Genomic DNA, 12,910 nt, shown 5'->3' with positions numbered 1-12,910 from the left:
ATGAAGGACATTTCCCCTCTCTTCCTAGCAAGATTTGTCCTTCATCATCCTCATGAAGGACACTTCCCCACTCCTCCTAGCAAGATTTGTCCTTCACCACCCTCATGAAGGACATTTCCCCACTCCAACTAGCAAGATTTGTCCTTCACCACCCTCATGAAGGACACTTCCCCACTCCTCCTAGCAAGATTCATCCTTCATCACCCTCATGAAGGACATTTCCCCACCCAACCTATCAAATTTGTCTTTAATAAAACCTATGAAAATTTTAATAGTTTCAACTGTAAGTCACCAGGGTATATAACTGGTACACCAAAAACCAGGAGGTATTAACTATGGCAACTTCTACAAAAACAAAATCAAAATCCAAAGAAAAAACGTTATCCGAAGCACTCAACAGACAGGTGGCGAACTTTTCTGTTCTTCATATGAAGCTGCACCATTTCCACTGGTACGTAAAAGGAGAGAACTTCTTCACCCTGCACCTTAAATTTGAGGAACTTTACAAGGAAGCGGCCTTGCATCTTGATACCATTGCAGAAAGAATGCTTGCACAACGGGCATTACCGGTCGCAACCCTTACGGAGATTCTGGAACTTACCACTCTGAAGGAAGCAACAGGCGAGGAAGATGCCAAGCAAATGGTTCAATCGCTGGCAGATGATTTTGACATGATTTGTAATGAGCTGACAGAAGGAATCGCCCTTGCCGAAGAAAATGAAGACCAGCCTACTGAAGACTTGCTCGTTCACATTCGTACCTCGTTAGAAAAGCATAGATGGATGTTTGAAGCGTATCTTGCGGAGTAATCATAAAAATTGGGTGTCAGCCGCCGTGCTGACACCCCTTTTAATTTGTAGTAATTAAGACCATACACATATCGTCTTTCGGAGGATTTACAAGTTCCCAGCCTGGCTGCAGTTGATGAAGTAATGCTGCCGGATCTCCCATGTCTACAGCTTGTAAGGAGGTAATCAGCTTATCGGTCGCATCCTCATATTTCTCCTCCAGCCATTCGGATAGCCCATCCGTAAACAGCAGGATTCGAGCGGAATCGCGATAAGGAATCACCCCTTTGGTGACCTCAATCTCCTCAAAAAACCCGAGCGCACAGGAACCTTCTGTTAACATTTTCGGTTCCTCATCCACAATAGCAATCCCCGAAGGATGACCTGCATTGACGTATTCAATCGTTTGCTTTTCCGTATCTAACACAAAATAAATCGCCGTAAAGTAATAGTTCATTAAACTATCAGGTGTATGTAGTTGAAGCATTCGACGGTTCAGTTCCTTCATGACCTTTTCCGGATCAACGATTCCCGTAATACTATCCTTTAACGCGGAATATATGTACATCCCTACAAGTGAGGAGGAAATCCCGTGACCCATCATATCAAGCAAAATCACTCCATATTGGCTCGGACTAATCTGATACCAGGCATAGAAATCACCAGCAAGCTCGAAGGTTGGCCTGTACACGGCCGAAATGCTGACATCCTTTTCCTGCAGCGGCCCTGAGAGCATACTTCGCTGCACCTGTCTGGCCAGGTCGAGATCATATTGAATTCGTCTGTCTCGTTCCTTCCGCAGGTCTTTTTCCTGCTTTAGCCTTAGTACTGACCGAATTCGAGCGAGGAGCTCGATTTTATTAATCGGTTTCATGACATAATCGAGGGCTCCCGCATCCATCGCCTCAGCCATTATATTCGAGTCGCCCATCGCCGTAACAAAAATAATCGGCAGATCCGAGAACCGCTCATTGGCCAAGACTTTCCTGCAGGCTTCAATTCCATCAATTTCTGGCATCATCAAATCCATTAGGATGAGGTCGACCGCGACTTCACCAGGATTCGGTGAATCGAGCTGTAAATATTGATATAAATCCGCTGCAGATGACAGCAAAAGCAACCTATTATAGCCGGCTTTCCTCAGGATTTTCTCGACAATGATTAGGTTTGTTTTATTATCATCTACAACGACAATCTTCATTGGCATATGGCTTCCCTCCCTTTTTTTAAAAGATGAGCCTGACTCCTTCTTCGGTGACAGGCACCGACTAGTTTAGTCTATCCTGATAGTTGTTACCGGCAAGTGCCTTGCGCAATTTCTCAATTGCCTTTTTTTGCAGTCGGGATACATGCATTTGCGAAATTCCCAGGGATTCTCCCACTTCACGTTGACTTTTATTTTCAATAAAGGTCCATTGAATAATTTGCTTTTCCCTTTCGTCCAATACATGAAGGGCACTCTGAACCAGCATCTGCTGATCAACTCTTTCATACCCTTTGTCTTCTGACCCGATGACATCTAACGCGGTAACCCCGCTGCCGTCGGAACTGGTTTCAATCGTTTGGTCCACAGACGCCGTTTGATACCCTTTTCCTAATTCCATCGTTTCGAGGACTTCTTCTTCAGAAATCCCTAAATGCTCAGCGATTTCATGTATTTTTGGTGAGCGCTGCAAGCGATTGGTCAGTTCTTCCACAGCTGCATTTAATTTTGGCCACGTTTCTTTAATTCGTCGAGGTACATGAACATCCCATGTCTTGTCCCTTAAAAAACGTTTAATTTCACCAATTACCATTGGAATTAAATAGGCCTCGAATGGGTTTCCGGTGCTAGGGTCGAAACGTCTAATGCTGGATAATAAACCAATCATCCCTACCTGCATGATATCTTCATGCAAATTTCTTCCTTTTGAATATTTTCTTGCAATGCTCCCGATCAGATTGGTGTATTGTTCAACTAACTGGATCTGGGCACTCTCACTCTCGTTCTCCTGATAGTCTCGGATCAATGCATAGGTTTCTTCCTTAGTTCGTTTCGCGGTCTGAGGTGGCTTTGTCATGACTTTCACGCTCCTCGCCTAGATACTTCACCATGAAGACCGTTACTCCAGAACGATTCAACACACGGACTTCATCCATGAGCGTTTCGATTAGAAAGAGACCTAACCCTCCCTCTGATAGTTGATCGATGGTACTTGACTCTGTATAAGGACCTAATTCCTCTTTTGTCTTTAAAAAGTTAAAACTTTGACCGTTATCAGCAACCATCATTTCTAACTTATCCTCGTAAATACCAAAGCCGACAATCACTTCTCCGACTTCATCTTCCGGATAGGCATGCTGCACCGCATTTGTGCAAGCTTCACTAACAGCAATTTTAATATCCTCAATTTGCTCATATGTATAACCCATACGGCTGGCAATGCCTGAAATGGTTAATCGAATGACACCAACATATTCCGCTTTCGCCGGAAACTTCATTTCAACATAATCCATCACGTTTTTCATCGACCCCTGTCCTCTGATATATTCATAATTTTACTCAATCCTGTCAGTTCAAAAAGTCGAACCAATCGATCCGATAATTCGACTAACCTTAGTTCTCCCTCATTTTTGCTCAGCTGCTTGAACAATCCGACAAATACGCCTAATCCCGTACTATCCATATAGGAAACATCCTTCAAATTGACGGTAATCGTTTTACCTTGGCCTTCTGAGAGCGGTAATAGCTCCTCACGAAGTTTTGGTGCTGTATAAGCATCGATTTCTCCCGTAACCGACACGAACATTTCCTTATCATTCTGATGTTCTTCAATATTAATTTTCATCCCATCATCACCCTCTGAAATATTTACTGTGTTACATACCCGTTTTTGAAAAAGTTAAACCTATTTTTTAAAAAATATTTTTTTAGCATTATACCAAAATTAGGCAGAGTTACGAATAGTGCCAACTTCCTAGTAAATTTCTCACACAAAAAAAGGCTTGCACTCTTTGTGCAAGCCTCTTTTATATAGTAAAGGCAGTGTATGATAGATTAAGAATCCGTAACGATTTTAATCGTTACTTTTATTTTGCGATTCTTTGTTTGATTCTCAAGTGCTTCGTTGAATTTCCTTATCGGCATTCTTGGAAATCGAATCCCCATACCTTTGCCTGTCATTCTCTTGTTGGACATTTTCGCCACTTATAAAGGATGGGTCTCCGCCTCTTTGCCCTTGCTGACGTGAAAGTTCTCTTAAATCTTCCACAATCTCATCGCCAGGGAACTCTTGTTTTTTCATAGAAGGATCTTCATTATCGTTATATCCCGTTCGGCCTTTTTCGTAAATGTCACGATTTACATTATCATCTTTACGTCTTAATGAACCCGTTGCCGTGTCATCAACATAATTTTTTTCCATGATTGTTTCCTCCTTTTAACTTGTCAGATTGCTGTTTTTCATACCTATCGGTTTTACCGAACACGCAACCACATACTTCAACCACCCTCTTTCTACTCTAGCAATATTCATTAGGTTAGCGTCGTTGCTAACCTTGATAGTGTTATACCCCTTAGGACAAGGATCAAACCTTTTCAATGAAAAAACGAACCTTTCTTTTTCCCTTTTAATAGATCCCCTGTCCAGCCCTTTGTTTTTAAGTATCCATAGAGTAGAGCGGTGGACAAGACGATTAATAGGATTGAAATGAGGTACCCATACTTCCACTCGAGCTCAGGCATATGTTTAAAATTCATTCCCCATAGCGCTCCAAATGCCATGATAGGAGTAAAGATGGTGGTCAGAACCGTTAGTGTTTTCATAATTTCATTTCCGCGATGGGAGGATATGACCTCTTCTAAATGGATCACCGAGTCTAACTCCTGCTCATACTCCCGCAGTAACACCATTGCCCGGTCGATCCGTTTACAGGTCCGAGTAAAAATTTCTCCGTCGTTGACGTTTGGAAAGTTTGTTTCATCTATCGCCATTTTCAGCTCTTGAATGGGAATCAACAGATTTTTGCAAACCAACAGTTCATGGCGCTGACGAAAGATATGTTCCAAAATCCGCATTTCATTCCTCTTTTTCACACCCCACATCAACTTATAGAGTGATTCTTCAAATTGGTCAATCTCGGCCAGTAAGTCATTAACTAGTTCTCCCAGCAAAAATAAAAAGCCATCCACTGCATTCTCCGCTTTATTTAGCTGCCGCACCATGACTTCTGAATCAAGTTCATTAAAAGAGGTCAATTCTAAATCAACCGTAAATAAAGTATTACTTGTTATATAGAAATGAAAAATCTCATGGTCTTCTTCCTCATCAACATTTTGTCTATAAATGAGTGACCCATTCACCACTCTTTCCCCATCAATCATCCCATGCACTTTTACGCAATTGTTGTTATTTTTCCGAACATTCATTAACCATTTCGATAGCATGGTCTCCTGATCCCATACCGTATTCAGCTCATTCTTATTTAATTGAACCCATTTCCATTGATCAAAATTGAAATTTCTCTCCACACTTATCCCACCTCTCTAGGTCAACCCTTTGATTCCCTTAAAAAGAGTTAACCAAACGTAAAAAAATGTTTCATAGAGTAATGAAACGGGTATGTAAAAAGCAAGTTCAAATTCTAAGGAGGTTTTCATAATGAATAAGGTCCTAAGTATGAGCTCACTGGTGGCAGTTGGAATTGGAGCGTCGGCCGTATGGCTATCAAACAAACCTAATCGAATTAAAGCTGAAAGTATGTTAAGAGACTTAAAAAATAAGGTGATACCGAACGTATACGCTAAATCAGAGCAGCTTCCCATTGAAAAGGCAGGGAATCCGCACCCGAAGGATTTCCCTGATAACGATATGGTGAGCGAGGGAGCACAGTATGGGGTTCAATTTTACAATGAGAAAATTCAATAATTGAGCAGTGGTTGGGGGCTTAGCACCCCAACCCTTTTTTATTTTCTCTTCAAATTAAAGATGTCTTCCTTTCTCTCGAAAAGAAGACATCTTTTATGGCTGTGTTAAAGGTTATGGGTGATTTTAAGAATCTTAATAGACGGAAAAATCCCGCTTATTTGGTTATAACTAATAAAAATAACCTGAATAAGCGGAGAGATTCCGCCTATTGACCTGAAATACGTGAAATTGGATAAGATTGCTTGGCTTATCCGGAAAACCTCCCCTTAAGAACCCCAAAACAGCCTCCATTCTGCATTTAACCGGAAATTCTCCGCTTAATTTTCTTTCGCTCATTACTGGATCGTCAATCCATAGCAGCATATCCATTTATTATGACGATGAGTTACCATGCACGCTTATCAGTTCATCCACGACCTGAATTCGCTTATCTCCTCTTACATCGTCCTCCGGGGTTAAGAATGACGGATCCTCCGGAATGCTTGCCTCATTCACATTCTCTTTCTCCAGCTCTTTTTGCGCTTCTACCGTTCGTTTGGCATACGGCAGGGCTTTAAGCCTTTCATAGGAAATGGGTTCTCCTGTATCGACACAAACGCCATACGTTCCTGTTTTAATCCGGTCTAAAGCCTCGTTCACTTCTTGCAGAAGATTGTTTGCTGTCTCATGTAAAACCCTTTGTTTTTCCCGTTCTTCTAATTGTGTGGCTGTATCTGCAAAATGATTATCATAGCTTGTTAATTCACCGTAATCCTCGAACGATAGAGGCTCATTGGCCTCTGCCATTTGAATGGTTTCTTCTTTCAGTTGTAATAACTTTTTCTCAAAATATGCTAACTCTTTTTTTGATAACATTTATTTTCCCTCCCTAACTTCTTTCCTGTTATTTACCCATTCATGTATAGACATGAAACTTTGTATCCACATCCAGTTAAAAAATGGCATCATTGTATGACTTCGTTTCATCGTTGTTTTCTCCCTTGATGATTTTTTCTTCTATTGATTTTTCTTTTCTTAGCTTCCATAACCGATAGGTATGATGGGCAATCACCTTTATAACCGCATACACAGGAACCGCGATGATTAACCCGAGAACCCCTCCAATTCGTCCTGCTGCCAGTAACAAGGATATGATCGTGAGCGGATGGATCTCTAACTTTTTTCCCATTACCTGAGGTGATATAATGTGTCCTTCAATCTGTTGGACGACAATCATAACCATGAGGACTTTTACCACCATCATCGGTGAATCAATCGACGCAATAACCACTGCAGGAATCGTCGCAAGAATCGGACCGATAAACGGGATCACATTGGTAAACATGGCAAAAATCGCAACAAGAAGGGAGTAGTCAAGGTCAATAAGCAAATAACCGATATAAAGCATGACTCCTATACAAAAACTAACAAGAACTTGGCCTTGTATATAGGAACTGAGCGCTTCATCTAAATCTGCTAATATTTTTCGTCCATTTTTCTGCTGCTGAGCCGGCAATAAACGAAGAATCTGCTGTGGCGCCTTTTCGCCTTCTTTTAACATGTAATAGAGAATAAACGGAACCGTCATAAAGACGATTACAATACTTGCAAGCACCCCGATAATATTCATGAAATTTGTTCCAATCGTAGAGAGACTCGAAGAAACCGACTTTGTAATGGCTTCAGAAGCCTTTCCTACATCAACACTGTCATTTTCCTGCAACTGATTGATCCATTTACTCTGCTCAAGCTCAGTCAATTTGTCCGGTATCGCCTCCATGAGTTGCGGCGTGCTATCGACGAAACTCTTCATTTGCTCTTTCAGAACGGGTCCGCCAAAATAGATTAATAAGGCGATTAACAGACCGAATAGTAAATAGATCAACAGGATCGAAAATGGTCTTGGAATATTTTTTAACTGCAGATAATTTACCAGCGGGCGAAACAAGTAATAAAGCACCCCGGCAAACAAGAAGGGGAAAAACAGTGTTTGGAAAAGTAAAAAGACAGGCTGGAAAATAAAATTAATTTTCATTGCAATAAAAATAAGTAAAAAAATAAGCAAAAGACCGTAACCAAATCGAAACGCCTTTGTTTGCAGCATGTCCCTCTCACCTCCCATCAGCAAAACCCTTTACGAGTAAATACCCTTTCTTTACCGAAGCTAATCCCACATTTACAAAAATAGTTGATCACACAAAAAGACATGCGGAGCACCGCACGTCTTTTGATTTCCTCTCATCCTATTAGGAAATGGTTATTTCTTATCAAGTGTAGGTGTGATATTCAATTTTCCGAGAATACTTTTTACTTTCATTCTGTTTGGTTTATGAGCTAACCACTTTGCGACCGACACGCCCATTCCTAAAACCGTTAAAAGTCCTTTCATCGATAAAATTCGTTTCATCTAAAAGACCTCCTTTAAATCCCGTTTCAAGAAAAGAAGCTTGTACAAATTTGCACAAGCTTCTTTTTTATTCCAATAGATCGGACATTCTCATTCCTAACGGGTTAGTCGTTATCACGTTGGTTACTACGCGCTTCTCCACCTTTTTGGCCAATCTCTTGATAAAATTCTTTATCATGGTTCTCTGAGGTGGCTTCTCCACCTTTGCGTCCAATTTCTTGATAGAATTCTTTATCATGATTTTCTGCGGTGGCCTCTCCACCCTTGCGCCCAATTTCTTGATAGAATTCTTTATCATGATTTTCTGCGGTGGCTTCTCCGCCTTTTTGGCCAATTTCTTGATAAAACTCTTTATCATGGTTTTCTGCGGTGGCTTCTCCACCTTTGCGTCCAATTTCTTGGTAAAATTCCTTATCGTGGTTATTTGAGGTTGCCTCTCCGCCTTTACGTCCTGCTTCTTCCCTGCTCATTGTCTCATTATTTCTAGCCATTTCTGTTTCCTCCTTTAGGTTTTTTTATTTATTCTTTTATCTCAAACTTCTTCATTTTTTACTTGGGATGCTGCCTCATTATTCGATCGTAAAAGTAAAAATGTGCTGGTTGTTCTCCATGGTTCACACTACTTTTAATCAAATAAGAGGAATCCTCTCGATTGCATTGCGGTGTAGATTTCATCGTTTTAACACGCTCAGTCATTTTTTTTACCTCCCTTCGATCTGATTCGTACCTTAACACTTTCATCATTCAGGTTAACTTGTAACCTATGCATATGTAGTACCACCTAATGACCATTCTAAAACTCCTTTTTCTCTGTTTAATATTTATGAAATACTTGTAATCTATTGAAATATCTTTTCAGAAGGTTATTTAATTAGAGGTTTAAGGGAACGCAAAACGGGTATTTAACTAGTTAAAAAGAAAATGCATTGATTAAAAGGTTGGGGGTCCTTCTAGCCCCAACCCATTTTTTGATTCCAGAGGTGAAAAAATGAATCTATTCTTCTTACTGGTCTATTTCATCATCATTACAGCGGTCATCGAAATTTTTGTCATTCTATTTCGGCTGACGGATCTCAAATTGGAGGTTTCCAGGTTCCAAGTGATTTCGTTGATGACCGGTACAGGCTTTACGACGGGAGAGTCTGAGCTGATTTTAGGTCACCCGGTACGCAGGAAACTAGCCACTTTTCTCATCCTGTTTGGGGCCTTCTCACTCGCTGTTATCATTTCATCGATTAGTACAATTTTATCTGATGATCTTCAAACGAAAGAAATCTTATATGCGGCGGGAGCTGTTCTGCTGGTTTTTGCCATTTTGAAGCTGAAGATTGTGCAAACCAAGTTAACCAAGTTATTTAAGCAAGACTTGAAACAAAACATTGAACTTGGTGATCTGCCCATAAGAGATATCTTTATGTCCGAAAAACAAGACCAGCTGCTAAATCTTCATATCTATAAAGAATCCTCTCTCTTCCATAAACAAATCAATCAAGTGATTCATGATTATGAACAGTTAGAGTTTGTTGTATTGTTTATCTTAAGAGGCGAATTAAAACTTAGAAAAAATATCTATCATACAAAAATACACGAAGGCGATCAGATTCTGATATTCGGAGAAAAAGACGTCATTTCTAAGCTATTTAAAAATGACATTCAAATCATGGAGGAAAAACTGAAAGATTCCCAGCATACGCCGATTAGTGAGCACCAATTATCACAATAAGCGCAGGTTCAACTTCATGCTGCGCGACATAAAAAGGCACACGTTATCGAAAATGACGTGTGCCTTACGTTGTTTTTCCATTTGTTCAGCTAACAAATTTTTTAACATCTAAATATAAAATATGGTGCCCAACCGCCTCACGGACTTTGAACAGGTATCCATCGAATTTAACCTCTGTCCCGACATCAACATCAAAGTTTTGTGTTAGAAACCAGCCGCCGATCGTATCCATTCTTTCATCGGTTATGTTTGTACCGAGTAAACTATTCACATCCTCAATTAACACTTTTCCATCCAATAAATAATGGTTATCTTTAATTTTTTGTATCTCTGCCACTTCATCTGCATCAAATTCATCTCTGACGTCACCAACAATTTCCTCAATAATATCCTCAACTGTCACTAACCCTGATGTACCGCCGTATTCATCAACAAGGATAGCCATTTGAGTGCGTTCTTTTTGCATTCTCACCAATAAGTCATGGATGGGGATGGTTTCAATTGCTTTAATCACAGGTTTAATGAAGGGTCTTAGACTCACTTCTTCCTTATTATTTTTATCCATTATTTGGGCCGTTACCAACACTTTTACATTAAGAACCCCTATAATGTTGTCCTTGTCCCCCTCAATGACAGGATACCGAGAATACTTTTCCATTCTTACCTTGTTTAAAACTTCTTCAATGGTATCCGTAATCGAAATCGAACTGATCTCCGTCCGCGGCACCATGATTTCTTTTGCAATTCTCTCATCAAATTCAAAAATATTGTTCACATAGGTTAATTCATTTTGATTGATTTCACCCCTCTTATAGCTTTCTGACAAAAGCAAACGGAGCTCTTCTTCTGAATGAGCTAATTCTTGTTCGGATTCCGGCTTTAAGCCAAAGATACCGACCAATAGCCTGGCAGAGCCGTTTAATGCCCAAATAAATGGCCGCATCACTTTAGTAAACCCTATGATGGGAGCTGCAAATAGAAGCGCTACCGCCTCAGCTTTATGGATGGCAATCGTTTTGGGCGCTAACTCCCCGACTACGACATGGAGAAACGTAACGGAGGCGAAGGCAATGATAAAAGAGATAAGATGTGCAAGAGATTCATTTATATTTAATACTGTAAATAAGGGATGAATTATTTTTTCGACTGTTGGTTCTCCTAACCACCCCAGTCCGAGGGCCGTAACCGTTATACCGAGCTGGCATGCTGATAGGTATTCATCTAAATGATCTACCACTCTTTTCGCTGAAACCGCACCTTTTTTCCCTTCCGTAATCAATTGATCAATCCTAGATGGACGTACTTTTACAATCGCAAACTCTATCGCTACAAAAAAACCTGTTAATGCGATTAAAAGAGCAATTAATAGTAGATTTACAATGGTCATTGAATAGCCTTCCTCCCTTCGTATAAAAATAACAATCCGAAATCATGTAGATCCGGATTGTTATTGTTTCGTTAAGCTTCAACGAATCTCTTATTCTATTATTTTGTTATCGATTTTATTGTCCAGTTTACGCAGGTATTTGGAAGCAAAGTCTTTTCCTCCAAGACCGAACGCAAGTCCAAAAGCTAATGCCAATCCGCCTAAAAGGAGAATAAATGCAGCATTGACGATGGAGTGTGCGACACCCAGTTGATCTAATGCCATAAAGATGGTAATCGAGAATATTGCATATTTCGCAACGGCTGCTAGCGTTCTAGAATAGCTGTTCTTAAGAATATTTTGTAAGATACGTTGTACTAAGTTACCTAGGTATAAACCAATTCCTAAGATAATCAGTGCAGCAAACAACATCGGTAAATACGAAATCACTGCCGTTCCAAGAACTACGAGGAACTCCAATTGAACAATTTGTAATGCTTCAACAGCAAATAATAAAACAACGACAATTTTAGCCAGCATTCCAATAATTTGAGAAAGTGTGTAGGTTGATTGCTCGGGTTTAAGTGAACCGAGCCCCATTTGGGTAAAGACATTATCAACCTTTAGGCGCCAAAGCATTTGTGTGACGATCTTCTCCACCCATTTACCAATCCAGATTCCTACTAAGATCAGAATAATGGCTACCGCAATGTTTGGAATAATCGAAACAACATCTTGCAGCATGGCGATGGCTGGATCAGAAATGCCTTTTAATTCAAGTTTTTCTAAGGCTGTAATAATGGTAGGGATTAAGATTAAGATAAACGCAATGTTTCCAATGATGCTAGAAAGGCTTATCGAATCTGTCGTTTTGACGATCCCGATGCGCTGACCTAGTTTTTCCGTACCAATACTACTTAAGAAGTTAGTTAAAATATCTCGAACTATTTTTGCAATCAGCCAGCCAACAAACACAATTAGGGCTGCCGCAAATAGCTTAGGTATGAAAGCTAATAAGGTTGAAAGCGTATGTGCAAATGGTTCTGAAACCCCTTCAATATGTAGGGCTCCTAATACTCCAGGTAAAAATAGTAACAGGACAAAATAGAAGATTGCCTTTGCGATACCGTTTACCTTGTTCACCGCTTCACTTTGACTGATGGCGATCTTCCATTGAACCAAACGGCGTTCTAAATGAAGGAGAGCAGCTCCCTTTTTAAATAGCATTCGAAGCAGCGAGGCAACACCCCATGCAAAAAGTAAAATGAGGGCAGCTTTTAAAACGTTGGGAATCGCTGCTGTAATCATCGAAAGCATTTCTACGAGCGGCGTCGCAATAAAGCTTAAGTTAAGCATATTAAAAAAGATAATCCAAACGACAACGAGTAAGATATAATAAACAATTTTTCCTATTATGACTTCAGATGAATACTTTCTTGAACCAACGTTTGCAAACAACTTATCATCAAATTTTGTTCTTCTTAAAAGGGCTTCCACGCTTTTACCAATGCTTTTAGCAATCAACCAGCCAACTAATAAAACCAGAAGGGCAAATAATAGATTGGGAAGCTGGTAAAAGTACGAGGACCATCCTGTCATCATTTCGTTTACATTCATTCTACCTATCTCCTTTTCTACTTTTTAATGGATAGGCTGTGTTAAACTGGGCTGTTGATTTGCGCTCCACTAAGGGAAGCTTCTTTGAATAATCATCGCAGGGACAGGCGGTCTTTGCCTGTC

16 protein-coding genes are annotated in these 12,910 nt (G+C 40.2%); 3 read left to right on the top strand and 13 right to left on the bottom strand.

Annotated elements, in window-relative coordinates; translation table 11 throughout:
- Nucleotides 1-335: 335 nt before the first annotated feature.
- The gene (locus BANA01_RS28110) at nucleotides 336-809 is read left to right on the top strand and encodes a Dps family protein (protein ID WP_063255595.1); all 474 of its coding nucleotides are present in this window, start codon (nucleotides 336-338) and stop codon (nucleotides 807-809) included.
- 40 nt (nucleotides 810-849) lie between these two features.
- Here BANA01_RS28110 and BANA01_RS28105 read toward each other — a convergent pair whose 3' ends face one another.
- The 6 genes from BANA01_RS28105 to BANA01_RS28080 form a co-directional block, all read right to left on the bottom strand.
- Complete coding sequence (locus BANA01_RS28105) at nucleotides 850-1,989, bottom strand: PP2C family protein-serine/threonine phosphatase (RefSeq protein ID WP_063255596.1); 1,140 nt, start codon at nucleotides 1,987-1,989, stop codon at nucleotides 850-852.
- Nucleotides 1,990-2,056: 67 nt separating this feature from the next.
- Nucleotides 2,057-2,848, bottom strand: a complete 792-nt coding sequence (sigB, locus tag BANA01_RS28100; protein ID WP_063255594.1) for an RNA polymerase sigma factor SigB — start codon at nucleotides 2,846-2,848, stop codon at nucleotides 2,057-2,059.
- Entirely contained in the window at nucleotides 2,814-3,296 is a 483-nt protein-coding gene (gene rsbW / locus BANA01_RS28095) for an anti-sigma B factor RsbW (RefSeq protein WP_063255593.1), read from the bottom strand. The genes sigB and rsbW overlap by 35 nt, the downstream gene beginning before the upstream one ends.
- Nucleotides 3,293-3,616, bottom strand: coding sequence for an anti-sigma factor antagonist (locus tag BANA01_RS28090; RefSeq protein WP_063255592.1), 324 nt, complete (start codon nucleotides 3,614-3,616; stop codon nucleotides 3,293-3,295). Before BANA01_RS28090 ends, rsbW begins: the two co-directional genes overlap by 4 nt.
- A gap of 267 nt (nucleotides 3,617-3,883) precedes the next feature.
- A complete protein-coding gene (locus tag BANA01_RS28085) occupies nucleotides 3,884-4,192 on the bottom strand; it encodes a hypothetical protein (protein ID WP_063255591.1) in 309 nt (102 codons plus the stop codon).
- 173 nt (nucleotides 4,193-4,365) lie between these two features.
- Nucleotides 4,366-5,298, bottom strand: coding sequence for a magnesium transporter CorA family protein (locus tag BANA01_RS28080; RefSeq protein ID WP_063255590.1), 933 nt, complete (start codon nucleotides 5,296-5,298; stop codon nucleotides 4,366-4,368).
- A gap of 130 nt (nucleotides 5,299-5,428) precedes the next feature.
- Between BANA01_RS28080 and BANA01_RS28075 the strand changes: the two genes are divergently transcribed.
- Complete coding sequence (locus BANA01_RS28075) at nucleotides 5,429-5,695, top strand: hypothetical protein (RefSeq protein ID WP_063255589.1); 267 nt, start codon at nucleotides 5,429-5,431, stop codon at nucleotides 5,693-5,695.
- 372 nt (nucleotides 5,696-6,067) lie between these two features.
- Here BANA01_RS28075 and BANA01_RS28070 read toward each other — a convergent pair whose 3' ends face one another.
- The 5 genes from BANA01_RS28070 to BANA01_RS29770 all read right to left on the bottom strand — a co-directional run bounded on the left by BANA01_RS28070 (nucleotide 6,068) and on the right by BANA01_RS29770 (nucleotide 8,777).
- On the bottom strand, nucleotides 6,068-6,550 hold the full coding sequence (locus BANA01_RS28070; protein WP_063255588.1) for a TraR/DksA C4-type zinc finger protein: 483 nt from the start codon (nucleotides 6,548-6,550) through the stop codon (nucleotides 6,068-6,070).
- A 76-nt stretch (nucleotides 6,551-6,626) separates the two neighbouring features.
- Nucleotides 6,627-7,778, bottom strand: coding sequence for an AI-2E family transporter (locus tag BANA01_RS28065; RefSeq protein ID WP_082799699.1), 1,152 nt, complete (start codon nucleotides 7,776-7,778; stop codon nucleotides 6,627-6,629).
- Between the two features lie 153 nt (nucleotides 7,779-7,931).
- A complete protein-coding gene (locus BANA01_RS29775) occupies nucleotides 7,932-8,081 on the bottom strand; it encodes a hypothetical protein (RefSeq protein ID WP_157411916.1) in 150 nt (49 codons plus the stop codon).
- Nucleotides 8,082-8,185: 104 nt separating this feature from the next.
- A complete protein-coding gene (gene gsiB / locus BANA01_RS28060; protein ID WP_063255587.1) occupies nucleotides 8,186-8,572 on the bottom strand; it encodes a glucose starvation-inducible protein GsiB in 387 nt (128 codons plus the stop codon).
- A 58-nt stretch (nucleotides 8,573-8,630) separates the two neighbouring features.
- Nucleotides 8,631-8,777, bottom strand: coding sequence for a hypothetical protein (locus tag BANA01_RS29770; RefSeq protein ID WP_157411915.1), 147 nt, complete (start codon nucleotides 8,775-8,777; stop codon nucleotides 8,631-8,633).
- 292 nt (nucleotides 8,778-9,069) lie between these two features.
- Between BANA01_RS29770 and BANA01_RS28055 the strand changes: the two genes are divergently transcribed.
- Nucleotides 9,070-9,804 carry a hypothetical protein gene (locus tag BANA01_RS28055; RefSeq protein WP_063255586.1) on the top strand — a complete coding sequence of 245 codons (735 nt, stop codon included), beginning with the start codon at nucleotides 9,070-9,072 and terminating at the stop codon, nucleotides 9,802-9,804.
- A gap of 85 nt (nucleotides 9,805-9,889) precedes the next feature.
- Here the strand turns inward: BANA01_RS28055 and BANA01_RS28050 are convergent, their stop codons facing one another.
- Together BANA01_RS28050 and BANA01_RS28045 are read right to left on the bottom strand one after the other, a co-directional pair.
- Nucleotides 9,890-11,191, bottom strand: a complete 1,302-nt coding sequence (locus BANA01_RS28050; RefSeq protein ID WP_063255585.1) for a hemolysin family protein — start codon at nucleotides 11,189-11,191, stop codon at nucleotides 9,890-9,892.
- Nucleotides 11,192-11,281: 90 nt separating this feature from the next.
- Nucleotides 11,282-12,787 carry a mechanosensitive ion channel gene (locus BANA01_RS28045; protein WP_063255584.1) on the bottom strand — a complete coding sequence of 502 codons (1,506 nt, stop codon included), beginning with the start codon at nucleotides 12,785-12,787 and terminating at the stop codon, nucleotides 11,282-11,284.
- Nucleotides 12,788-12,910: the final 123 nt, after the last annotated feature.

Source organism: Neobacillus niacini NBRC 15566, assembly GCF_001591505.1.
In the GTDB taxonomy this organism is placed as follows: domain Bacteria; phylum Bacillota; class Bacilli; order Bacillales; family Cytobacillaceae; genus Neobacillus; species Neobacillus niacini.
This window is presented reverse-complemented; position numbering and strand designations above follow the sequence as displayed.